The following is a 22,367-nucleotide window of genomic DNA, read 5'->3' on the forward strand; positions in this document are numbered from 1 at the left end:
AGAAAATGTTTTTAAGAAAGTGTTTTGAGATAAAAAAAGGCCTCGCAATGCGGGGCCTTGGGAAGCTTCGAAAAAATTCTCTAAAACGAGGGTTTTTGAGAGTCGAGTATGAGCCTCTTAGGCTTGTGCTGGCTGTGCTATGGAACGCGCTTGGCCCGTTTCTTCTTGGGTGTTGAGAAATGCGCGCCGGAAGTCCAGTGGGCTGGAAATCCCTGGCACCGGGGCTTGTGGATTCCCCGCACCGGACACAACGATAGAGCCAAAATTGAAAATGCGGCCAAGGATTCCTTGGTTTACTTGAATGCTTTCAATTTTGTGAATATTGATTTCGACTGTGGAACGGCTAATAAGACCGAACTTTGCTATTACGCGCTTGTTGGTAATTGCAAGTTCCGTTGTGAAATATCGAATTGCTGCTGCGGCCAAAAATAGTAATCCGATCCCGAAGAGTCCGACAAATATCAAACCAAGAACAATCAGGGGCGTTAGCGCCCAAATGCTGGTTTTACCTTGATAAACAATTTTCTCGCCTTTTGTAAGGGCGCTTTCTATGTAACTTCCCATATGAATCTCCTTGGTTGATCAATCTGGTAAATCAGTTTGAGGATCGGGCTATTGCGCCGCTACGGGCACCAGTCACGCGATGAGCACCTAGAGGCGCACCCCTCGTTTCTGAGTCTGGCCCTGATGCTGTTCCTTGTACTCGGCAAGTTCCTTTTCAGCTTTGCGGATTTTGTCACCCAGCGCGGGATGCTTCTCGCCGCTCTTTAGTTGATTTATTACTGCTTCGGCTCGCTCGGTGTTGGGTTGGCTTCCTTCAAGGCGTTTGATTGCGTCCTTCGGCAGCCAGGCCGGAATAGGCCCGCTTTTTTGGTTAGCGACGATGGATAGCAGCTCTTTAGTTTCTTTCAGCATTGCTTAGTCCCCTTACTCTTGAGCTACAGCGCCGCTACGGGGCACCAGTTTGATTTCAACGCGGCGATTTTGGGCGCGACCCTCGGCGGTGTTGTTGGGAGCAATGGGCGAGCTGGAGCCGGCACCCAAGGTTTGCAGGCGCGAAGGATCGACGCCATTGCTGCGCAAGAACTGAGAAACACTATCTGCCCGCCGAGCGCTGAGCAGTTGGTTTGTCTCATAGCTGCCTACAGAGTCGGTGTGGCCGGTGACGATTAGGTCACTGTCCTGGAATTGTCGAAAGCTCGCGGCCAGTTGATTCAGTGTGTACTGAAATGACGGTTGGATTTCCGCTTGGCCAGTCGCAAACGTAATCGAGCCAGGCATTACGAGCTTGAGCTGATCGCCTTCGCGTTCAACTTCGACGCCGGAACCTTTCATGCTTTCCCGAAGTTCGGCTTCTTGCTTATCGACGTAATAGCCATAGCCAGCGCCGGCAGAGCCTGCTATGGCTGCGCCGATCAGCGCGCCCTGCCCTGGGTTGTTGTGGTTAATCAACGCACCTGCAACACCGCCCGCGAGTGCTGCAAGGCCGCCGTAGGATGTTGTCTTGTTCAAGCTGCCATCGTCGTTCTTCATCGAAGCGCAGCCAGTCAGAGCAGCAGCAATCAGAGTGGCGGATACCAGTTTTTTCATAGTGTTCAGCTCGGTTGTTAGATGAGTGTGTTCAAAACGATTTGGCCAGCCCGGGGGGCGAGATGGTTAGATATTTCCTCGACCTGGCGTGCAATGCGGACGGCATCAGCCTCGCACGTAACACCGAGGACAAGGCCAAGCTGGCGGGTTACGCCAAGGGGTGGAACGGGGTCTGGAACGTGCTTGGTTGCAATAAACTCGGGGCCTTCGCTGGTTTGCACTTCGTACACATCGAATCCTGATTTAACGTCCCTGTGAATCATTGAACCTCCTAGAAGAACAGATAGCCGGCGTTGCTCATTGGTATGCGAATGAGCAGCAGCGCGACCAGATGCGCGGGGTAATAGGCGTAAAACGCCCAGCGCATCCGAGGGACACGCAAGTTGACCTGGGAGGCCGCTACAACAAGCGGCAGAGCCACAAGCGCCCACAGGTTTCCGTTGATCCAGAAGAGCGCCGCGCAGGACGCCAGAGCGGCCAACAGCGCTGTCCAGTTCGGGGTTTTACAGTACCACCAGGAGGCAACGCCAAACGCTACGGCGGGCCACCAGAACTCAACCAAACCACTTCCCCACAGGAAGACCAGCACCGCGCCGCATCCGGCGACATAGCTGCCGGCCTGGGCGCGCTCAAGAAGCGCAACTACGGCCGTAATGACCAGGAGCGTGAAAAGGATGTTGAGCGGGAACCAACCCATCATCAGAGAGCCAAGGGCAATAAACGGGGGCGTGGCCACCAGGCCGAAGATGGCAAGCCGGGTCATCGTGCGTTTGTAAGCCCCGCTTTCGCTAACGCTTGGCCGGGCCAGGTTGTACGCCAGAACGAAGACGAATAGAGGCATAGCTATTCGGCCAGCCTCGAACAAAAAGGGAAGTGTCTCGTTGAAGAGGTACTTATTGATGTGATCGGCAGTCATCAACAGCAGGGCCAGCCACTTCAACGCCTCAATCGTGCCGTTGGCGATCACTAGGCGCGGAAGCGAGAGCGAGACAGATTCGACGGCCGTGTTACTCACTCGCGCCACCACTCAAAAGCCAACCGCAGCAGCATTACGCCGCAGTAGAGGAACGGAATGGCGATCAGAACGGTGATAGGTGCTGCGATCCAGACAGGAAGGAACCATAGGACAAGACACATCACTACAGACGGGGCTACAGCCAAGATAAGGACGTCCAGTTCCTTCGTTACCTGGGACTCTGCCCACTGGCAATAAGCGGCGATCCAGTCGAAGAAGCCGAAAGAGTAGCCGTGTACAAAACTGTGGATTCTGTTCATTGTTTTAGCCACTAAATTACTGGTTATTGACGAGAATTTGACGGGGAACGTATAGGTGCTGGGTCGGTTTAGCCGGGGCTGTCAGGGTCGCCTGGGCTTCTAGCCTTGGCGTATCTACCGCTTTTGTCTGGATCGTCTGTGCCGTAGCAGGCGGTGGCGAAAGTCTCGTAACAGACTCTTGCGCGATCGCATGGGTATTGAATCGCTCATCTAACCAGTCTGCCCAACTGGCAGCGCGCTTCATGATTCGCGCTCTATAAACCTGGTTATATTCGGGTGTTCTTGAGTGATAGTTGGCAACCCGTGTCCACAGGTCGCCTTTATCATTTTTAACATGGTTGCGGATACGCCAGGCGGCTAACTCAAATGGATAACAGCCTGGCTTTTCCACATCCTTTGCGCTGATACCGTACTTGGCCAAGTCGGTCAGGTAGTTGGTATTAAATTGCATTGTGCCTACGTCATAGCTTCCATTCTTGTTTTTCACCCACTGACCTGGTTTACCGCCCTCTTGACCAGCGACCGCCAGAACGATGTTGGCGGGCAACTCATACTTAACGGCTGAAATTATAGAGCACGAAATGCGCTCTTGTTCGAGTGGTGGCAAATCAGCGACGAAAAACATAGGCGTCCTTATGGAGTGAAGAAATAGGTATTGCCTTGTTGTGTTCCATTTATAAATACTTCGGCATACCAACCTGAGTCTGTGCAGCCTTGTGGGGTTCTTTCGCCTCGATGGTAGCGACAAGTTGTGTTCTTAACCCAGCTTTGACCGTTTCTAATTTCTGCTGCACGGCCGTCATTAGAACTCATGCCTCCTGCGCTACCATCTACAGAGCAGGAGCTAAAGGATGGTAGTGGAGACTTGCCTTTTTTTACGCGGTCTTTCATTGCCGACTTCGCTGCACTGCAACCGTTTGGAAATCCTCCTGGTAAGCACAGCCAGATTGAACACTCATCTTGGGAGGCAGCGTTTGCGGTTGTTATCGATTGGCTGAACGTGCAAGTGATCAAGGCACAACAGAAACCGTATTTGAATATTTGTGAAATTTCCATATCCATTCCTTTTTAACTATTTTGATTCCGATCACGGAACGCAGCGATTTCTTCCTCTGCGTTTACATCACTACTGCTGCCCGCACTCCCAATGCTGTCACCTTCAAACGAAGGGGCAGATTGTTGAGTAAGAAACTCGCGTGCTTCTTTGGCCTGTTCACTGCGCGATTGCTGAGACATGACCGACTCAGCTTTGGCAATGTCCTGGTTGTCGCGACGTTCTTGTGCTGCTGCACCTGGGTTACTGATTTCTTGGGCTAAACGGCCTCCAGCGGTATCTGCGATCCGGGCTTTCGCGGAGTCCGCTATACCTGCTGCTTTGTTAGCAGCAGCGCGCCCCATCCCTGCCGCCAGATTTGCGCCCATATCAGCAGCAATCTTCCCGGCCGTGGCCAATTTGCTAGAGCCGCCACTGGATGAACCACCGCCCTCGCTGCCGCTGGAGCCGGTACCGGACGAGCCGCCGCCCTCGCTGCCGCTGGAGCCGCTACCGGACGAGCCGCCGCCCTCGCTGCCGCTGGAGCCGCTACCGGACGAACCACCGCCCTCGCTGCCGCTGGAGCCGCTACCGGACGAACCGCCACCCTCGCCGCCGCTGGAGCCGCCACCGGCCGAGCCACCGCCAGAGCTGTCGAGGCCCATAGCAGATGCCAGAGGGCTACCGCCACTGGAAGCACTACCACCGCCACCGCCGTTATCGCCGCCGCCACTCATAGCGCCGGCCAGGCGCGAAGTAATGTCGCTCCCTGCTGCCACGCTGCCTTGTGCGCCCTTGAATGCAGCCATGAGCGCTTGTGCGCCGCCTGAGATGTTTGCAGCACCTGCGGCGAATGCTGCGCCGCCTGTTGCCGCTGCTGCGGCTGCCACGCCTACAGCGCCGAGCGCTGCGCCGGCACCGAAGGCACCGATCCCGTTACCACCAACACTGGCACCAGTGATGATTCCAGAGATAAGCCCAGGAATTTTGTTGGTCAGGATGTATAGAACCAGGGCGACAACGACGATAACGGCCATTTCCATGAACACTACGCCCTCCTCCATGTTGTCGTAGTAGTCAAAAATGATGGACTTCCCGATACCGACAAGCAGGATCATCGCCATGATTTGGGCTGCAAGTCCCAAGACGGTTTTGTAGTAGTTGATGGCCATGTCAGAAGTCCACTTAGCCCCGCCGAAGCCAAGGAAGAAGATGCCGGCATAAGCCAGAATCCACGCGGAAACCAAGAGCAGCAGCATGTTTACCGCAATCAGAGTCATCAGGATCAGCACGGCTAGGGCCAGTACCACACCGACGAAGCTGTCTATAGGTGACCAACCTGAGACTTCCGAGAGGGCCTTGCCCAAGACGATAAAACCAATATCAACTATGGCGGATGGGCTAAACGCATCGGCAAAACCTGTCAGCGCGGAGGCTGTGCCGCCAAGTTGCTTCAAGGAGTCAATAATCGAAGCCGCGAACGCGGGGCCGTTAGTGAGCAGCCACCAGAAGAAGCCGGTCATGATGGTAAAGCGCACAAACTCAGCGAAGAACTCGCCAATGTCCGCTTTGCGTAGCGCCATCATTCCGAATGTCCACACCATAGAGATAACGGCCAGAGTCCAGAAAAGCCAGGTTGCTGCACTTTCAAAAGTGGCCGCCCAAGAACTGGCGTTGTCTTTGTATTTCTGTAGTACGTCATCCATCAGGCCGTAGCTATCAATGGCTGCATTCGCATCCATAGCTACGACCATGAGCGTGATTAGCAGAGGCCAGCCGGCGCGGGCAAAGCGGGTTAGGTTCATTTTGCGATCACCACTCTTTAGCCGGGCTGGTTCTTACCGCCCCACGCCTGGAGCATTCCCCCGAAAACTTCTGGCGGGCTGATTGCGGTTCGATGCTCTTGATGACGGCCGGTTTGCAATTGGCATCGTTCACTTCTGGCAGGGCTACAACCTTCGGCTCATCGTCAAAGCAGCCGGACAGCAAACTGATAGCGCCGCCAAGCAGCAGAGCGACAATCGCCTTATGGATATTTGCGTTTTTCATGAGTACCCCCTTCACCACTTCACATCCGGGCTTTTGCGGACGGTTGTGTTCGACCGCGAGTATTCGCCGGCAGCGATTTCAATAGCCTGGTGGTCTTGGTCGGCCTGCTGTTGGGCCAGTAGTGCATTCTGTTGCGCGACCATCAGTCCGCGTATTTGCAGCAACTGGTTGCCTTGATGGCTGGCCAGTTGGTTAGCGTACTGAATGGCCTTTACTTGGCCGTCAGCAGTAGAGGCAGCAGCTTGCAGGCGTTCCAGTTGGCGGGCATCGGCTTGCATGTTGGTCTGCTGCTGAGCCAAGCCTTTGAACTGCGCAGCGTTAGCTGTTTTTTGGGCCTCGTTTGCTTGGCGACGATTCTCAGCCATTGCTTCCCGCTCGGCAGCAGTGCAGCCGCCGCCGTTGAAGCACGGTGAGCTACGGTAATAGGCCGCGTTCTGGTATTTCTCTAGGTAGGCATCGAGGCTACCCGCACGATTCTGGTAGTAAGCAAGCATGTCCTGGGCCTGGACGAGCTTGGTAATGGTGTTGTTGGCCTGATCCCAGATATAAGCAGCAGGCGCGGCCGTGTTCTGGAGCATGTTTTCATACTCCTGCAGCTGGGTCTGGTACTGCTGGACCTGCTTGGAGTACTGCTCAACCTGCTGCACGGTCTGTGCAACCTGCTCAATCGCCGTGATGACGTTTTGAGTTAGGTTGCCCACGTCGATGACCGGGATGCCCGCCTGTGCGGCCTGGAACGCACCGGCCCCAAGGGCCAGCGAGACAGCGAGGGCAGTTTTAGCGGCTAAAAATTTCATGCTCTTCTCCTTGGCGTAAAAATCAGTAGTCAAACGACTTATAAGGTTTCGAGAACGTCAAATCCTTGGTGACGATCACGTTAAAACGAAATCCTGGGCGGATCTCTAGTGTAGGTGCAATGTTGAGATTTTTCGATATAAGCTGCGCTGTTACTTGGCCAAGTTGCTGGCCAAGTGCTTCGCTCATAGCGCTACTGGCGGTTGTCTCGGTGCCAAAGCCAGAGTTGTCTTGCTCTTGGCTAAGGGCTACACCAGCGGTAACAGCTGACATGAGCAGAGCTGAGCCAAACAACCGGAAATAGTGGTTGTTGACCTTATCCTTGAAGCCCGAGTAGCCGGCCTGGTCTGCGCCTGGCATCGAACCAATATCCATTGCCTTGCCGTCAGGGAAGATGATGCGTTGCCAGGCAACCAGCACGCGGGACTGACCATAGGCCACGTCACTTGAGTACGAACCAACGAGGCGCGAACCTTGCGGGAGTAGCAAGTGTCGGCCGGTTGGCGTGTCGTACACGTCCTGAGAAATCTGCGCCATGATTTGCCCTGGCAGATCGGAATTTATGCCCGAAATGAGCGTTGCCGGGACAACAAAGCCTGCACGTAGCTCAAACGGCGAGCGTGGTGCTTCTGGCTTCGATTGGAGTTCCCAACGGTCGCCTTCCTGAGCATTGGCAAACACCGAATAGCTGTCGCCAGCACCACCACCGGACGGAGCCAGGAAGCCCGATCCCTGAGTGTTAGCGCCCCCGGAAGCACCACCAGACCCTCCGCCAATACCTGCTGCCCGTAGCTGCTCCAGGCGCGCTTTGTAGGCGGCAGTAGGATCTGATTTGGCCTCGGCCTGAATACGCTGGCGAGCTGCTGCGATTCGCACCAATGCTTCTTCTTCATTGGCTGGAGGCGCTGCGTTGTAGTCGCTGGAGCCAGAGCTACGCGGGGCAACGACCTGGACAGTGGTTTTGGCCTTAACGGCTTCGGTGAACTGCTGCATCTTCGCCATGCGGATGCGTTCCAGTTCATCATCTTCACGGGAGCGACCCTCGCCGCCATCCCCAGGAGGCGTTGGCGGGGCTTCCAAATTATCAGGGCGAACCACTGCCAGGCTACCGGCCGGAGCTGCTGCCTGTTCAACATTCGGGTCAACCAGCTCGGGCACAATAAGCGGTTGCGTTGCGTCGGGAATCATCCCGCCGTCTCGCCCGCCCGCAATTTCCTGGGCGAAGATGCTGCTGTTGCCGCCCTTCTCTGCTGCGGCTTCTGCGGGGGCGTTTTGCTGGGCTGCACGATCTGCGGCAACAAGCATCATTATCACCAGGAACACCAGAGCCGCCCCGCCACCGATGTACATGGGCCAGTTGTTGACGCGGCGAACGCCTGACTTCTTGGATACTTCACCAGGCGAAGTATCCGGGGACATTTGATCGTCAGAAACAGTGCTCATTAGCTGTTACTCCTTCCGCGTCCATGCACCGGCCGGCTGGACGGTGTTGTTCTGCGCGACATAGGCACGGGTCAGCGACTGATAGCCGACCGTGACAGTCACGCGATACAGGTTGGTTTCTGGCGGGTTGTCGATGACATAGCTCATCGACAAGCCAGGGCCTGCCGGATAAACCGTCGCCGCTTTGATGGGCTTGGGGGCTTTGTCCTTGGGCTGCTGTTCAGTGATTTCCTGGAGCGCATAGCCTTTTGCGCGGAGCGTAGAAACGAGCGAGCGGCCATAAGCGTCCGGGGCTTCATGCACCAGGTTGAGACGTGTACTTGCAGGCGGATAAACCGCCATGAGCTGTTTAACGGTGTCGGCTGCCAGTGTCTGGTTAGTGGTCAGGCTGGCGTCCTCGGCAAAGTTGCCGTAAGGCTTCGAGGCACAAGCGGCCAGGGTGGCCAGCAGCGCGAGAGTTACGATCTTGTGCATGGCTTATTTCCCCCGCTGAATGGTCACGCGATCCTGAGACTTGCCGACGCCAGCAATCAGGATGGCCTTGTCGAAAATGGAATCGACGATGAAACGGTTGCTTTGGACGCGGTAGTTGACCATCACGGTTTCGTCGTCCTTGAACCAGCCGCCTTCCTTGCGAACGACCAGCAGCGTCGGGGCCTCGGTTTGTGACATGGCTTTGGGCATTTCGATGATGGTTTTGACGCCATCGTTGTAGACGCGCACAGGCTTCCAGGAAACATTGCCTGCTACCGTGTATTCAAAGTTCAGGTCGCCCAGGTACTCGCCTGTTTGCGGGATCGTGTCGCGCTTGATTTCAGTCTGTTGACGGGTCTTGATTGCCTCCCACTTCGCCAAGGCGTCCTCGGGGTAGGTGAAGGCGACTTGAGGCATGTACTCGGTACGATGCGAGCGCAGCTTGAAGTGGTAGGTACGGCGATTGGTAGTGACAACCAGGCTTGTTTCCAGGCCCACATCCAATGGCTTGATGATGAGGTGCTGAACTTCGGTCGCGCCGAAGCCGGTAATCGCCGGCTCAACCGTCCAACGGGCGGTATCGCCCAGGTTGATCGAGTTCACTTGCTCGCCTGCCTGCAAGGCAACGTCGCAGACTTGGAGCACTGCACAGACGATGCTCGGCTGCTGCGCCCCGAAGATGAAGCGAACATAACCATCGGCCGAGTCCACTGGTTTGATACCAGTCGCGCTCGCTTGCTGCCAGCGCTGAGAAATGGCGATAGCCGCTTTTTCCTGCTGGGTCAGGGTCGGGTTGTTGGTGGAAAAGTACAGATCTGCAGCGTTGTCGCCCGGGGCTGCAAAAGCGGTTGCAGTGGCCAGGCTCAGGGCAATTGCGGAGAGGATCGGTTTCATGGTGTTACGCCTCAGATTTGTTTAGACCAGGAGAAGTCGCGGACGAACAGCCGAATCGGGTTCATCCAAATGTCTTCTTCTTTCGTGTTTGGGTTTGTCTCGGCCTGGTAGACCGTGACCAGTGCGCGGTAGGTGCCTTCGGACTTCTTCACGCCTTGGCGATCCCGAGTGGTTTCCACCCACTCGACTTGCCAGGTTTCGGGCGTCTGCGGCAGTACCGAACGAATCTCGACAGCGGCGGTTTCCTTTGCTGCGCGAGCGAAGGGGCTGGAGTCGGCGCTACCGTTCAGCCATTCGTTCATTTTTTGCGTGCCTGGGTCGTTCGGTGCCAGAACGGCGTATGTGCGAAACACGGCATCACGTTGCAGCTTCACGTCTGGCGTAACCAACCGAGCGTCAGCGATGAAGGATGCAACCCGCGAAGCAACAACGCGGTGATCGGCTGCGCTGCCGCGAATGGCCTGGCCGTAGGCTTGGGCATGGCCGAGTTTGTCCACCTGGACGATATAGGGGACGAATTTCGATTGGCTGCCAATGTGGATGATGCCGCCGACACCGGCCAGCGCGACCATCAGGGACAGGATGCCCACGATCTGCCACGACTGCTTAGCCGTGACGACGCTGCCAACATGGTCATTCCAGGTACGGCGCGCAGCCAAATACGGGTTTTCGACAGTGTTGCCTTGAGGCATCACTTGGCCGCTTTGGGCCTTGCTTTTGAGAGAACGGAAAAAGCTCATGCTGCCACTCCAAAGTCATTGATTCTGAGTCCACGGCCAGCAAGCCATTCATCCACCCAGGCCGCGCCAAACTTGCGTTCCAGTGTCTTAATGGCTGCAACGGAGTCTTTGTCGGATGCACCGACAAACGCGAGGGCGAGAGGGCCAAGAGCCAGGTCATAGAGACGACGACCGTTTTCCGAAACGTAGTAGTACTGACGTTTCGGAACAGCAGTGGCCAGGATGTCTATCTGCCGATTGTTGAGGCCCATCCGGCGATAGAGTGCCGAGGTGTCTTCGTCGCGGGCGTAGACGTTTGGAAGGAAGATCTTGGTCGCGGTCGATTCAACAATCACGTCCAGAATGCCCGAGTTAGCCGCGTCCGAAAGGCTTTGCGTGGCCATCAAGACCAGGCAGTTTGCTTTACGCAGCACCTTGAGCCATTCCTTGATCTTCTCGCGGAAAACAGGGTGGCCAAGCATCAACCAGGCTTCGTCCAGGATGATTACGGCCGGCTGGCCTTTCAGTGCCCGTTCGATGCGACGGAACAGGTAGAGCAGTACAGGAAGAGCGTATTTGTCGCCCAGGTTCATCAGCTCTTCGATTTCAAAGACGGTGAAGTCAGACAGCAACAAGCCGTCTTCTTCTGCATCGAGCAAGTGGCCCATCGAGCCGTCAACGGTGTACTGCTGCAATGTGGCGCGAATCGCTTCGTCCTGGACGGTTAGACAGAACTCAGAGAAAGACCGCGAGCCATCCTTGTGCATCGTCATGATCGCGTGGCCAATCTCGTTACGTTGTGCGGCCGTAGTCTCCAAGCCATTCAACGCCAAGATGGTGTCGATCCACTCCATCACCCAGGCCCGATCCGCTTTGGTTTCCAGGAACTGCAACGGGCAGAACGCCAGCTTTTCGTCATCCGCCGCAACAGTGAAGTGGAGGCCAGACTTGCCCTTGGATGATGCACGGATACCGGCAGCAAGGGGGTACATCGACATACCCTTATCGAAGGCAAAGATGCTCATGCCTTTGTAGCGGCGGAGCTGGGCAGCAATAAGGGCCAGATGGGTTGATTTACCTGCGCCGGTAGGGCCGAACATGAAGGTGTGGCCAAGATCACGGACGTGAAGGTTGAGCCGGAACGGTGTTGCACCTTGAGTAACGCAGTGCATCAGCGCCGGCGACAGTGGCGGATAAAGTGGGCACGGAGCGTCTGCCAGACCTGTCCAAATAGTGCTGGTCGGCAACAGGTCGGCCAGGTTCATCGTGTTGATGAGCGGACGGCGGACGTTTTCAACGCCATGACCTGGAATGCTGCCCAGGTAGGCATCCATCGTATTGATCGACTCGATACGAGAGGCAAAGCCCAGGCGCTCAATAGCTTTTTCAATCATGCGAGCAGAGGCCGCCAGGCGCTCGCGGTCGTCATCCATCAGGATGACGACGCTGGTGTAGTAACCCTGAGCTACCAGGCCGCTGTTTACCTCGGCAATAGCATCAGCAGCATCCTGCACCATCGACATAGCGTCCTGATCGATGTTGCCGGTGTTCGTGTTGAATACCTGGTCAAAGAAGCCGCGAACCTTTTGCTTCCACTTCTTGCGGAATTTATCCAAGTGCTGCACGGCCTCATGGGTATCCATGAAGATGAATCGGGAAGACCAGCGATATTCGCAAGGCAGCTCGGCCAACAGGGAGAGAATCCCCGGCGAGGATTCCAGCGGGAAGCCTTCAATGGCGACCGCCTGGATGAAGTTTCGGCCAACCTTCGGCACTACCCCACCCCACAGCTCTTTACCGCCAATGATCGCGTCCAGGTACATCGGATTGCTTGGCAGTACCACGGGCTGGGTAACACCAGTGACGCAGAATTGCAGCCAGCTCAGGAAGTCATCGTGTGTGACTTTTCGGCCGTCTTCCATTTCGATCTTGTTACCGCGCAGGCGGGTCATTTTCACGACAGACGAAAGGCTGCCTTCGACACTGCCGCAGTCACGTTTGAACTGTTCGATGAGGTTGCGAGTCCGTGCCTTATGGTCAGGTGGTGTCGCGTCGTCATCGAACATGAGTTCAACGAATTTCTGCTGAGCCAACATCGGTGGGAAGTAGGTCAGAGTGAGGACGAAATAGCCCTCGTACATTGTCCCCAAACCCTCGAACAGACGGCGGCGCTCTTCATCCATAGCGGCCGTGAGGCTGTCAGGAAAGTGCGAGACGCCGCGCTGCGAATAGTTAGGGGCGGGACGCCTTACAGCATCCACATGGATCATCCAGCCACTGCCGAGGCCGGCAAAGGCTTGGTTGATGCGGAGAGAAACCAGCTCGCGCTGTTCCTCGGTGCTACTGGCATTGTCATCGCCCTTGTACAACCAGGCGGCCATGAGCGCGCCGTTCTTGCCAACAATTACACCGTCGTCAACGACAGCAGCGTGAATCAGCAGATCGGCAAGCCCAGCATCCTTGGCGCGATGCTTCTTGAGCTTCAATTCCTTGTCCACCGTCATAAGACGCTGGACAAGGATCAGCACAAGAAGAATGCCGAGGGCAGCGATTGAGTACGCAATACCTTCGATCATTTGTATTGATTTCCTTGGCTTGTTGGGTTGTCCCGGAAGGGCGTGCTACGCGCTGAATAGAAGTGCTTGTAGCGGCGGTGACGGAGGTAAACGAACCTCAATTTCGGGTCGGATTTGGCCATGATGCGGAGCACAAAAAGCGCTCCGAACCACAGCACAATTCCAACCACCGTTGCCCGAAGTTCTTGCGCGCTGAAAACCAGCGCGAAGGCCAGCAAGCCGGAGAACATCACCAGTTCACGGTCCCCACCCATGAACAGGTTGTCTCGGTTGCCAGCCCTCCGAATGGGGATCGTGCGGAGAGCCATAATTAGGCGATCCGGCCCGAAGCAACGGAACGAACCAGAGCCTCGCCTACAGCAGCGATTTCAGCGCCACGACCGAAGAAAGTGGACATGACGTTTTGCGCGCCAACCAGCAGGGCCATAACCAGTACCAGGAAGATCAGGGTACGGAAGAAGCCATTCAGGTCGCCGCCGAAAATCAGTACACCACCAGCAACCACAATGCCGATGATCGACAGTGCGAATGCAACCGGGCCAGTTACGGATGCCCGCAGGTTGGTCAGCCAGGATTCATACGGGAGGGAACCGCCAGTGCCTTCCGAAGCGAAAGCATGCTGGGGCGCGATGAGGAACACAGCCAGCATCACGGCCAGACCGACATAGAAGAACATCGACTGACGGTTGACGCGGAGGGTGTGGGCAGATGCGTACATAGGTGAAGCTCCTTTAGATGTTGCGGGTTATGTAACGGCCGTTTTCGTGCCCGGAAATCTCTAGGATTTCCTGGATACGGCGACCTTCGGGGATTCTGGCGATAGAGATAACAACGTGAACCGCCTCGCCAATCAGCGGTTCAATCTCGGCCGGAGCCGACTTGTTTCGGGAAACAAGCGACTTCAAGCGAGTCAGTCCTTCGGCCGCGCTATTGGCGTGAAGGGTGGCGGCACCGCCTGGGTGGCCAGTGTTCCAAGCGTCGAGAAGATCAAGCGCCTCTTCGCCGCGAACCTCACCAACCAGGATTCGGTCGGGGCGCATACGAAGCGTGGTCTTGAGCAGATGAGTCATCGAGACTTCGATGGTGGTGTGGTACTGGACAAAGTTGGCCGCTGAACACTGAATCTCGCCCGTGTCTTCAATGATGAAAACGCGCTCAGACGGGAAGCCAACAACCATGTCGTCAATGATTGCGTTGACCAGAGTTGTCTTGCCGGTGCCCGTGCCGCCAATAACAAGAATGTTCCGATGTTCACGCACGGCCTTCTTGATCGAGGCGCACTGCGCGGCCGTCATGATGCTGGCCTCGACGTACTGATCCAGCGTGAAGATGGCGACGGCTTTCTTGCGGATTGCAAAAGTAGCGGCCCGCACTACGGGGGGCAGTTGCCCGGCAAAGCGAGAGCCGTCAAGTGGCCACTCCCCTTCCAGAAGTGGCTTTTGCCGGGTGACTTCTTTGCCGTGGTAGCCGGCAACGGTCTTGATGATCGACTCAGCCTGTGCTGGCTTGAGCTGGCCAATCTGGCGCATTGGCTCACCAAGGCGTTCGATCCACAACTTGCCGTCGCCATTGCACATCAGTTCAACAGTCTTCGGATCATTGAGTGCGTCAACGATTAGCGATCCCGCGTCTCGTTGGAGCTTCTTTCGCGCCCGCTCTTTCAGGCTGGAATGCTCTTCACTTTTGTCATCTTCTGGCATGATTTTCGTCCGAGTTGAAAATGAGATTGCGACACGGCGCAAACGATATACCGAAAGTTATTTTCGCGCAAGCGAACGGAAACAGCGATAAATCGCATGTAGGTAAATGCTTACAAGTGGAGTGGCGATACTGCTGCACTTCCTTGTCCCGCCGAGAGGGTCGGCTTGAAGTTCTGGCTATCCAAACCAGAAGTAAAACCAGTCAGGGGGCGACTTTAGCGGCTAAAGTCTCTTCCCCTGGCGTTCAATCGCCGGCTATGGTCGGCCTTTCTCTTGCATTTTCTTCTTTGCTTCTTCTTCCCATTTTCTCACAACAAAGGCTTTCGCCTCAGGTAGCACCGCACATATACGGACAAAACCTTTCGGTAGACTCTGCGGCATCTTGCCGCCCGCTATGGCATCCAGCGCTTCTCTGTCCAGGTCGCTGGACTCCAGGAGCATGGGCAGTGGAGTTTCCAGGGCCGCGCAAATGCTTTCCATGATTTTCAGCGACGGGTTGGCCTTCCCGGTTGTCAGGTCGGACAGGAACGACACGGACATATCTGCCTTGGTGGCTAATTCGGATTTGGTCATACCCTTCTCATCAAGGATGCGGAGGATATTGGTGAAAAAAATTATGTTGTACACGATAGGACTGTGCCCTTTGTCGGCGACAAATTTTAGCCGCTAAAATAATGACTCGTCTTTGCAGTTTAGCTAGACGTCTTCCTTGTCGCGGGGAGGGATGTATTGAGAGTGAATTTCAATAGGTTTCAGTTTATCTGCAATCTTACCCGTGATGCCGATGTGCAATCCACTCCAGGCTGGGGTTTGGGGAGCAACGGAACAGAAAGTGCACTTAAGCTACGTTTGTCTGTGGCCGTACAACACAAATGGCTCGCCGACCCCAAGACGCCCACGATGTACGGAGCATGGTGCGCGAGCCGCAAGCGTCACATTGCCACCAAAGCCCGCCACTGGCGGGCTTCTGTAGTTAAGCACAACCGTAACTCACGTCATTTCTAACTCGACCTGGACAGGGCCAGCGTCAGCCAGGGCATCGGCCTTCGGCCTAGCAGTCAGCCGCACCACCTCAAGGTGACACTTGATCTCGTCGAACGTGAGAACTTCGGTTGAGCGGGCAATCAAGGTCTGAGCTGCCCCAATGACGAAGCGGTCTCCTGCCGAAATGAACAGCCCGGCATCCTCCAGTCGAGCGGCGATAGCTGCAACGGCACCATCGACATCCTGGGCAGCAGGGGTATCCGTCAACGCGAAAGCGCGCTTACGGCACACCAAAATTGCATCTAGGCTGATCGGGTCTTTCGCTGCGGATTTCGGGCTTGCAGCGCGCAGCTCGGCATGCACTGGATGTGCAGCCACCACGGCCAATCCGGCCTCGGTAATTGCTTCGTAGATGGCCGCCCATCCTTCAGCGCGAGAGTGGTGAAAGCTGAACGCCAACACGCCGTTATCCTTGAGTACGCGACGGCATTCAGAAAACACCAAAGCGAGCTGACTGGCGAACACACGCGGGTCTTTGTGCTGAACTTCGCCACCATCGGACGAGTCTGCACGCGCAAACCATGGATAGCGATCTCGCAGCACTGGCGAAAGCCAGGCGAAGAAGAAATCACTCAGCTCGGAGTAGTGAACGAAGTCGAAGTAGGGCGGGTCTGTGACGACTGCATCTACAGAAGCGTCCGGGATCGGTAGCCGGGAACTGTCGCCGTTCAGGATCATCATTCCGTGGTCGGCCGCGTCCAGCTCGGCCCACGTATCCATCCGACGCGCCTGGATCGGCTTGCTGGCCACCACTTTGCGAGAGCCGATGCGCTTGCCAAGCATGTCGTACTCAAAGTCGATCTCGAATGGTTCATCAAGGTAGCGCTTAGCGCGCAGTAGGCGCGACTCAAAGAGTGTGCTGAACGTGCCGCTGCTCTTGTCCGTGCCCCACACTGAGTTTTCCAAAGGCATGCGCTCTGGCTTGAGGATGTGGTTCGAGAACATATGGCGTACCGCGCCAGTTCCCTCGCCTTTGAAGCTGCAAAACAAGTTGTTGAACTCCAAGGTACTTGAGAACAAACACAGCATCTGTTCTTGAATCTCGGTGTCTTTAATCCTCAGAATTCCACGTAACAACAGGCCAAGACAAAGCAACTGGCGGTCGTTGAAGAAGTCGCGCCACTTGGTGTAGTTGTACCCGCGTGCCTGGTCGGTGTTGTGGCCAGGTCGAACACTGGACTGAGGCAATGGAAGCTCTTCGGTGGCAAGCCGCTCTTGCGCTTCCTCATACTGAGCCACGTCTTCATCACGCGCAGCTAGGTAGACTTTGGAGCCATCCGGGCGAAGGGCCATCACGGCGTAGAGTCGATGCTTAAGCGGCGTGCCATCTTTTGGCAGCAGCTCCTTCACGCGGTAACGAGCACCATCCTTGGCCGTGACGTGCTGGCCAGCGACCGGCCCGGCCTGCGGGTTGAAATGGTGCCCACAGTGCTGGCAATCCAGCGTCGTAGCGTCGTAGCGATCCTCGATCACGCCCCAGCACCCTGGGCACACGATCTGAGCCTTCGGCTTCTTTTTCGGGTAGGCATTTTGTGAAAACACGTAGCGTGACAAGAGCGGGATTACCTCGCCGCTCGGGATCACGACAGTCTTGACCCAGAAGAAGTACAGCACCGGAATCAGCTCACCAGACAGCGGATCGCGCGTCTGGTAATAACGGCGAATCTCGGGTGCAACCTCGCGCTCCAACGTACAAAAGGCTGCACGAAGCTGCACTTCGGATGCAGGAGTAAATGCCTGGCGAACTAGGAACGTACTCACGGGATTGATATCAGAGCCAACCGCCTTGGCTCCGAGCTTAACGGCTTCACCCAGCGTGGTGCCACTGCCCATAAAGGGATCGAGTACAACCTTGCCAGCAAAGTCGTGTTGCTCGTAGAACTGCGCCCAGGTGTTCGCACCTGGCTTGCTCAGTGCTGCCAGAGCAATCCCCCGAAACACCGACCCCAACCGTGTGGCCCACCATTTGTGAATGTGATAAATCGGCCGATTGATCTCCTTGCGCCAACTCTCTTGTTCGGCGATCTGGCTTATCTCGACCACGGGGAAGTCGCACTCAAGCGCCGTTGTAGCTGCGGCATGGGCGAATGCATTTTCGTCAGTGATGGTGTTCATTCATCGTCCGCCGTGGTGTTCTCATCCGGCAGCACGGGGCTGCCAGACATGGATACCGGCTTACTCGACTGGCCAGCTAGGCGATATGCAGCGAAACGGTGTTGGTTGCCAGCGCTGGGGTTTGGTACACGCTCGGCTTTCAGCTCATTAGTGCGCAGGTCGAAGTTGTAGCCAACCACCAGAGTTTCGGCCTCGACACGGGTAAGGCGTCCAACTTCCTGAAAGCGAGGATCAGTGCCCATGCCCTCCGGCAGGATCAGGGTCATCAGTCCAGTAGTGCCTTCGGTAAGGGCAAACGGCGTGGGCGCGACGTACATCTTGCGATCACGGATCATGATGTCGCCGTAGGTGCCAAAACCCTTCACGTTCTTGTTCTTGTGGATGTAGTTGTGGTCAGCGTTCAGGAAGTCGCCGTGACACACCACCAGGTCAACCACCGGATACTGCCTGCGGCCGTTGCCTTGATCGGCGAACTGGGTCAAGTCAGCGGGGTATCGCCCAAAGACATAGAAAATCTGGCGACCGTTGTGATACCCGGTCGGCACCTGGCTGTTCGAGTCGTAGTCTTTCTCGCGGCCGGGCCACGCCAAACCCTTGATCTCGTAGCCCTCGGTGTACTCGACTAGGCAGAAGTCAGGATACGTGTTGCGACCAGAACCCTCGAAATGGAGGGCGAGACTTTGCAGGCGCGTCTGGAACCAGTTTTGGAAGTGGAATTCCTTGTCCTTCGCGCTCACTGACTCGATCAGCTCTCCGGCTTGAACTGCCAGTACGCATTGCTCAAACACATCGAAGCAGGTTGTCTTTTTGGTCATCTTGATTTTGTCCATTCAGGTATTGATCGGCGGTACCACGCCGCAATGTTTGTAAATTGTCGTTCTCGACACCCCATAGTCACGGGCAAGGTCGGCAACTCAAACCCCAGGCTCTCCTGCTCGCGGTATCCTCGACATTGCGGTCATGGACACCTGGTGCGATAACCTGGGCAAAGGCTCCAAAGTCTACGTTGAAGGCCGTTTGGAAAATACCGAACACACGACCGTGACGAGCAATAGATTTACGGTATCGGCCCTTCGCGCCGTCAGGTATAGCCGGAATCCTTCCCCCATAGTTCCCCGGCAATGCCACGAGACAGAGGCGTCGGCCCGACCTAGCCGGAATCCTTCCCTCATCCCCCCTGGTGATCGCATCGCACTACATACCGCCTGCCTATGGCGGAATCCAGGGTGGAGTCTAAGGCCGCAGTAGGCAACTACAGACCCCTCCCTGCCCTCTGCCATGCCCGGCCTTGCTGTTCAGTTAGCCGGAATCCTTCCCCAATAGACGCCCTGGCAGATCCTGGCGGGCAGCAGCCCAGCCTTGCTATTCAGCTAGCCGGAATCCTTCCCCAATAGACGCCTTGGCAGATCCTGGCGGGTAGCCCCAGCCTTGCTGTTCAGTTAGCCGGAATCCTTCCCCAATAGACGCCCTGGCAGATCCTGGCGGGCAGCAGCCCAGCCTTGCTGTTCAGCTAGGGGTGAATAGAGAAAACGGACAAAACCGTACGCTAAGCATGTGACCTGTCAGATTGAGGTCGTAGAGGTTGACACCGAGGCGTCAGGAAATGCAGAAACGTGGGCTTACTCTGACGCGGTTGGGTGGTCCAACTGACGTTAGGCAAAGGTGTACTTCAACTGGACGTGACAGGGCTGCAAGCCCCTGTCACGGCCCCTAACGGGCACGGCTTGTTTGAGGGTGCAGATTCTCGTTGGCCAGAACGAAAAAACCGCCCTAGCGAGCTAGGGCGGCTGTTCGTCACCAGACTATCCCTTACAGGAAATCGTCGTGATGATCACGAATGAACTCCCAAGCGGACTTGAGCATGCTCAAAGTCCTCAAGGTTGCCCAAACGTGGCTCAAAATATTTAGCGTGCGCTTCATATTTCATGGCCTCCATGTTGGCTGGCCATCCTTCCAACGCCTGTGCTGGCACTCAGCGCCTTAGGTACGAGTGACTGTATCTAGTGGAAGTACGACCGAGGGTTGGCCCTCCCAAAACATCCACCAGCACGGCTTTCTCAGGGCCGTGTTGGGAGGGGTGGTACAGCGAAATCTTTACGTCCAGCCCCTTCCACTTGATACGAATCGCACGTAAGCAGCGAGCATGATACCTGATCCTACAAACTTGGGAATGGCCTGTCGCCATGCTCGCAGGCAACCGATTTAGGCCCGAAATCTCTTGTGAGCGCTTGTAGAACCTTGTTGACGCTTGTGGAATCGTTATTTATGATTGTCCTCAGTGACTGTATCTAGTGGAACCCGCAGGTTAGGTCTCTCAACCAGACCCGCAAAAGAAAACCGCCCTTCTCAGGCGGTTTTTTTTGGCCTCGATTTGGAGTGGCTAGGCGAGCACAAGTACATTCTCATTCTCATTCTCATTCTCATTCTCATTCGCACAAGCTGAATGCTTAGCGTACGATTTTTTCCGAATTCTGTAGTCACCCCAGCTAGCCGGAATCCTTCCCCAATAGAAAGCCCGGCCGCTTGACGCGAGCCGGGGCTAGATAGCCGGAATCCTTCCCCTTTCAGGTTAGAGCGATAGCGCAAGCTGGTCGGTTTTCTTGATCGAGAAGTTGAAGCCCGTAATGCGTCGGCCGGCGCGGCGAGGTTCAATGGAGACGGTTAGATCTGTCTGGCTGTTCACCTCGTTCAACGCTGGGATGAGAACGTATTTCTGCAGATCCTTGACGCTGGGGTACTTGTCGCCCAGGTCGAGCAATTCACGGAGTCGGCCTAGCTCGCAGTCGCGCGAGCCAAGCTTGTAGAACTGAGACATAAGCTCATAGATACGGATTGCATAGAAGCTGTTGAGGCCGCCAACCTGCTTTAGTTGGTAGCTGGTGAATTCGCGATTTAATTTTGTGAGGTGCGGAAGCACCGTAGGCGAGAACCCCAGCTCTACACAGCCCTCCCCTTCCCTGTACTTGACGTGGTAGACCCAGCGCATTTGCTCCACGATCTTGCCTTTCTCTAGGCGTCGTATGTCGCGCTTAAAGAGGCGGTCGGCGGCATCGCGCACGACCTCATAGGCGTGCCGCGTTTCCATGCCGAAGACCGAGGCGAACGAATCGACCGCGATAGTCACATAGCCATCTTTTGGAAGTGGCTTGCGTGAGTCGATCATCGAGGCCGCACAGAGCACCAGACGCTTTTCGTTGAGCGTGAGCGTATGAGACGACTCAATCAGCTTGTTTGACTGGTAAACCCTGTTCTTATCCAAGTCCGCCATAGATCCCCCTCCTTGTCGGCAGGGGAATACTAAGCCAATGGGGGAATTGGCACAATCCCTTTCCCTGTCCTGTTGATAAGTCTGTGCGTAAGCTGTTGATATGTAATGTAAAACAGCCGGAATCTTTCCCCAATAAGCCGGAATCTCTCCCTTCCAAAGCCGGAATCCTTCCCCCATAAAGCCGGAATCCCTCCCCAATAAGCCGGAATCCTTCCCTGTAGGGCCGGAATCCTTCCCCCTTTAGCCGGAATCCTTCCCCTAAAAGCAATAAAACCCCTTATTTTTCAGTAGTTTGCGCGACCGTAAACAAGTTTCTAAAACAAGCTTTTAAAACAAGCTCTTCAAACAAGCTTAAAAATGGTTAAAACAAGCTCCTAAAGCGCGTGGGGTAGCCACTGTCGCGTGATCCCGAAAATCCACGCTGGCCGCCGCCTACCCTCCTCCTCGGCCTACGGCCTTCCCTGGAGTCGCCCCGCCTTCGGCGGCCTAGGCCGGGCATCCATGCCCTGCAGCTATGTGGGCGCTCGCGCCCGCTCTTTGTTTCTGTGCGCCGCTTGCAGCACCGTATTCATCCTGCCCGATCGCCGACAAACAGCAAGATCAAAGCACAAGCGGAATTTGCTCTGCAGACCAGGCGCAAGCGCCTGGAAAAGCAGCCCGCATAAGCTGCTACGCAGCAGCAACATCAGCGCAACCTGGAATATCTCAGGGTTTTACGCCAGGGGGGTGTCGGCAGCGTGATAGGTGGCCATCCTGGACACCGCACCTGCTGAACTATCCGCGAGGGGCCAACGACCGAACCCCAGGCGGCCTACGGCGGCGGCTGCCCCTCAAATGCCAATGAAAGGTTAGCTAATAGTGCTTGATAAATAGGACATTTTGTCCTATTATAGTTTCCGAAGGCCGGGCATGTTGCCCAGGTCAAAACCGGAGAACATCCGATGACTCAACAGCAGACATTGCATTTCATCCCTGAGCCTCAATTTGTGGTTCTGCCTGACCAGGGCGTCTATGGCTGGCGCATGGAGAACGAGGACATTCTTGTATTTGGTAACAGCGCCGCCGAGGCCACAGAGCTTTTCGTGCAGGCCCTGGCCCGCGAGTTCGGGAGTGTGCAATGAACCTCCCTCGCAGCATCACCTGGAATGGCAGCCAATATGACGTGCCGGGCATGGATGAGCTGGAGGCCATGGTGTTCGATAGCGTGTGCGAGACACCAGACGGCGACACCGTGGAACCTGACCACCCCGATTCCTGGCTTTTCCTTCTTGGTCTGATCTAACCCCCCCCCCCCCCCCCCCCCCGCCCCCCCCGCCCCCCCCCCCCCCCCCCCCCCCCCCCCCCCCCCCCCCCCCCCCCCCCCCCCCCCCCCCCCCCCCCCCCCCCCCCCCC

25 protein-coding genes are annotated in these 22,367 nt (G+C 56.1%); 3 read left to right on the top strand and 22 right to left on the bottom strand.

Annotated features, from left to right (window positions below):
- Positions 1 to 117: 117 nt before the first annotated feature.
- The 3 genes from N1078_RS16950 to N1078_RS16960 form a co-directional block, all read right to left on the bottom strand.
- Positions 118 to 564 carry a PH domain-containing protein gene (locus N1078_RS16950; protein WP_274089285.1) on the bottom strand — a complete coding sequence of 149 codons (447 nt, stop codon included), beginning with the start codon at positions 562 to 564 and terminating at the stop codon, positions 118 to 120.
- 87 nt (positions 565 to 651) lie between these two features.
- A complete protein-coding gene (locus N1078_RS16955) occupies positions 652 to 915 on the bottom strand; it encodes a hypothetical protein (protein ID WP_274089286.1) in 264 nt (87 codons plus the stop codon).
- Between the two features lie 12 nt (positions 916 to 927).
- Entirely contained in the window at positions 928 to 1,590 is a 663-nt protein-coding gene (locus tag N1078_RS16960; RefSeq protein ID WP_443218119.1) for an OmpA family protein, read from the bottom strand.
- 62 nt (positions 1,591 to 1,652) lie between these two features.
- On the opposite strand from N1078_RS16960, the gene N1078_RS16965 reads away from it, so the two are divergent.
- Entirely contained in the window at positions 1,653 to 1,832 is a 180-nt protein-coding gene (locus N1078_RS16965; RefSeq protein WP_274089288.1) for a hypothetical protein, read from the top strand.
- A 29-nt stretch (positions 1,833 to 1,861) separates the two neighbouring features.
- Here N1078_RS16965 and N1078_RS16970 read toward each other — a convergent pair whose 3' ends face one another.
- From N1078_RS16970 to N1078_RS17060, 19 genes are all read right to left on the bottom strand, one after another.
- Positions 1,862 to 2,605, bottom strand: a complete 744-nt coding sequence (locus N1078_RS16970; RefSeq protein ID WP_274089289.1) for a TraX family protein — start codon at positions 2,603 to 2,605, stop codon at positions 1,862 to 1,864.
- Positions 2,602 to 2,865: a conjugal transfer protein TrbO gene (locus N1078_RS16975; protein ID WP_274089290.1), complete on the bottom strand. Its 264-nt coding sequence runs from the start codon at positions 2,863 to 2,865 to the stop codon at positions 2,602 to 2,604. The genes N1078_RS16970 and N1078_RS16975 overlap by 4 nt, the downstream gene beginning before the upstream one ends.
- Positions 2,866 to 2,881: 16 nt before the next feature.
- Positions 2,882 to 3,490 carry a muramidase gene (locus tag N1078_RS16980; protein ID WP_274089291.1) on the bottom strand — a complete coding sequence of 203 codons (609 nt, stop codon included), beginning with the start codon at positions 3,488 to 3,490 and terminating at the stop codon, positions 2,882 to 2,884.
- An 8-nt stretch (positions 3,491 to 3,498) separates the two neighbouring features.
- Entirely contained in the window at positions 3,499 to 3,921 is a 423-nt protein-coding gene (locus N1078_RS16985) for a conjugal transfer protein TraL (RefSeq protein ID WP_274089292.1), read from the bottom strand.
- Positions 3,922 to 3,933: 12 nt separating this feature from the next.
- Positions 3,934 to 5,640, bottom strand: coding sequence for a P-type conjugative transfer protein TrbL (trbL, locus tag N1078_RS16990; RefSeq protein ID WP_274089293.1), 1,707 nt, complete (start codon positions 5,638 to 5,640; stop codon positions 3,934 to 3,936).
- A 70-nt stretch (positions 5,641 to 5,710) separates the two neighbouring features.
- Positions 5,711 to 5,947, bottom strand: a complete 237-nt coding sequence (gene trbK / locus N1078_RS16995) for an entry exclusion lipoprotein TrbK (RefSeq protein WP_274089294.1) — start codon at positions 5,945 to 5,947, stop codon at positions 5,711 to 5,713.
- A gap of 11 nt (positions 5,948 to 5,958) precedes the next feature.
- Positions 5,959 to 6,744, bottom strand: coding sequence for a P-type conjugative transfer protein TrbJ (gene trbJ / locus N1078_RS17000; protein WP_274089295.1), 786 nt, complete (start codon positions 6,742 to 6,744; stop codon positions 5,959 to 5,961).
- A 22-nt stretch (positions 6,745 to 6,766) separates the two neighbouring features.
- Positions 6,767 to 8,185: a TrbI/VirB10 family protein gene (locus N1078_RS17005; RefSeq protein WP_274089296.1), complete on the bottom strand. Its 1,419-nt coding sequence runs from the start codon at positions 8,183 to 8,185 to the stop codon at positions 6,767 to 6,769.
- 6 nt (positions 8,186 to 8,191) lie between these two features.
- Positions 8,192 to 8,659 carry a conjugal transfer protein TrbH gene (locus tag N1078_RS17010; protein WP_274089297.1) on the bottom strand — a complete coding sequence of 156 codons (468 nt, stop codon included), beginning with the start codon at positions 8,657 to 8,659 and terminating at the stop codon, positions 8,192 to 8,194.
- 3 nt (positions 8,660 to 8,662) lie between these two features.
- Entirely contained in the window at positions 8,663 to 9,553 is an 891-nt protein-coding gene (gene trbG, locus N1078_RS17015; protein WP_274089298.1) for a P-type conjugative transfer protein TrbG, read from the bottom strand.
- An 11-nt stretch (positions 9,554 to 9,564) separates the two neighbouring features.
- Entirely contained in the window at positions 9,565 to 10,293 is a 729-nt protein-coding gene (locus N1078_RS17020; RefSeq protein WP_274089299.1) for a conjugal transfer protein TrbF, read from the bottom strand.
- The gene (locus N1078_RS17025; RefSeq protein ID WP_274089300.1) at positions 10,290 to 12,848 is read right to left on the bottom strand and encodes a VirB4 family type IV secretion/conjugal transfer ATPase; all 2,559 of its coding nucleotides are present in this window, start codon (positions 12,846 to 12,848) and stop codon (positions 10,290 to 10,292) included. Before N1078_RS17025 ends, N1078_RS17020 begins: the two co-directional genes overlap by 4 nt.
- A complete protein-coding gene (locus N1078_RS17030) occupies positions 12,845 to 13,156 on the bottom strand; it encodes a conjugal transfer protein TrbD (RefSeq protein ID WP_274089301.1) in 312 nt (103 codons plus the stop codon). Before N1078_RS17030 ends, N1078_RS17025 begins: the two co-directional genes overlap by 4 nt.
- Positions 13,157 to 13,158: 2 nt before the next feature.
- Positions 13,159 to 13,566: a conjugal transfer system pilin TrbC gene (trbC, locus tag N1078_RS17035; RefSeq protein ID WP_274089302.1), complete on the bottom strand. Its 408-nt coding sequence runs from the start codon at positions 13,564 to 13,566 to the stop codon at positions 13,159 to 13,161.
- Positions 13,567 to 13,579: 13 nt separating this feature from the next.
- Positions 13,580 to 14,548: a P-type conjugative transfer ATPase TrbB gene (gene trbB, locus N1078_RS17040; RefSeq protein WP_274089303.1), complete on the bottom strand. Its 969-nt coding sequence runs from the start codon at positions 14,546 to 14,548 to the stop codon at positions 13,580 to 13,582.
- Between the two features lie 255 nt (positions 14,549 to 14,803).
- The gene (locus tag N1078_RS17045) at positions 14,804 to 15,175 is read right to left on the bottom strand and encodes a transcriptional regulator (RefSeq protein WP_274089304.1); all 372 of its coding nucleotides are present in this window, start codon (positions 15,173 to 15,175) and stop codon (positions 14,804 to 14,806) included.
- Between the two features lie 363 nt (positions 15,176 to 15,538).
- Positions 15,539 to 17,707 (bottom strand): DNA methyltransferase, encoded by a 2,169-nt coding sequence (locus N1078_RS17050; RefSeq protein WP_274089305.1) that lies wholly within the window; start codon positions 17,705 to 17,707, stop codon positions 15,539 to 15,541.
- Positions 17,704 to 18,522: a hypothetical protein gene (locus N1078_RS17055; protein ID WP_274089306.1), complete on the bottom strand. Its 819-nt coding sequence runs from the start codon at positions 18,520 to 18,522 to the stop codon at positions 17,704 to 17,706. Before N1078_RS17055 ends, N1078_RS17050 begins: the two co-directional genes overlap by 4 nt.
- A 1,754-nt stretch (positions 18,523 to 20,276) precedes the next feature.
- Positions 20,277 to 20,975: a replication initiation protein gene (locus N1078_RS17060; protein ID WP_274089307.1), complete on the bottom strand. Its 699-nt coding sequence runs from the start codon at positions 20,973 to 20,975 to the stop codon at positions 20,277 to 20,279.
- A 941-nt stretch (positions 20,976 to 21,916) separates the two neighbouring features.
- Here N1078_RS17060 and N1078_RS17065 point away from each other — a divergent pair.
- Together N1078_RS17065 and N1078_RS17070 are read left to right on the top strand one after the other, a co-directional pair.
- Complete coding sequence (locus N1078_RS17065; RefSeq protein ID WP_274089308.1) at positions 21,917 to 22,096, top strand: hypothetical protein; 180 nt, start codon at positions 21,917 to 21,919, stop codon at positions 22,094 to 22,096.
- On the top strand, positions 22,093 to 22,257 hold the full coding sequence (locus tag N1078_RS17070; protein ID WP_274089309.1) for a hypothetical protein: 165 nt from the start codon (positions 22,093 to 22,095) through the stop codon (positions 22,255 to 22,257). The genes N1078_RS17065 and N1078_RS17070 overlap by 4 nt, the downstream gene beginning before the upstream one ends.
- Positions 22,258 to 22,367: the final 110 nt, after the last annotated feature.

This window comes from Pseudomonas sp. MIL19, assembly GCF_028680365.1.
Taxonomy (GTDB): Bacteria; Pseudomonadota; Gammaproteobacteria; order Pseudomonadales; family Pseudomonadaceae; genus Aquipseudomonas; species Aquipseudomonas spirodelae.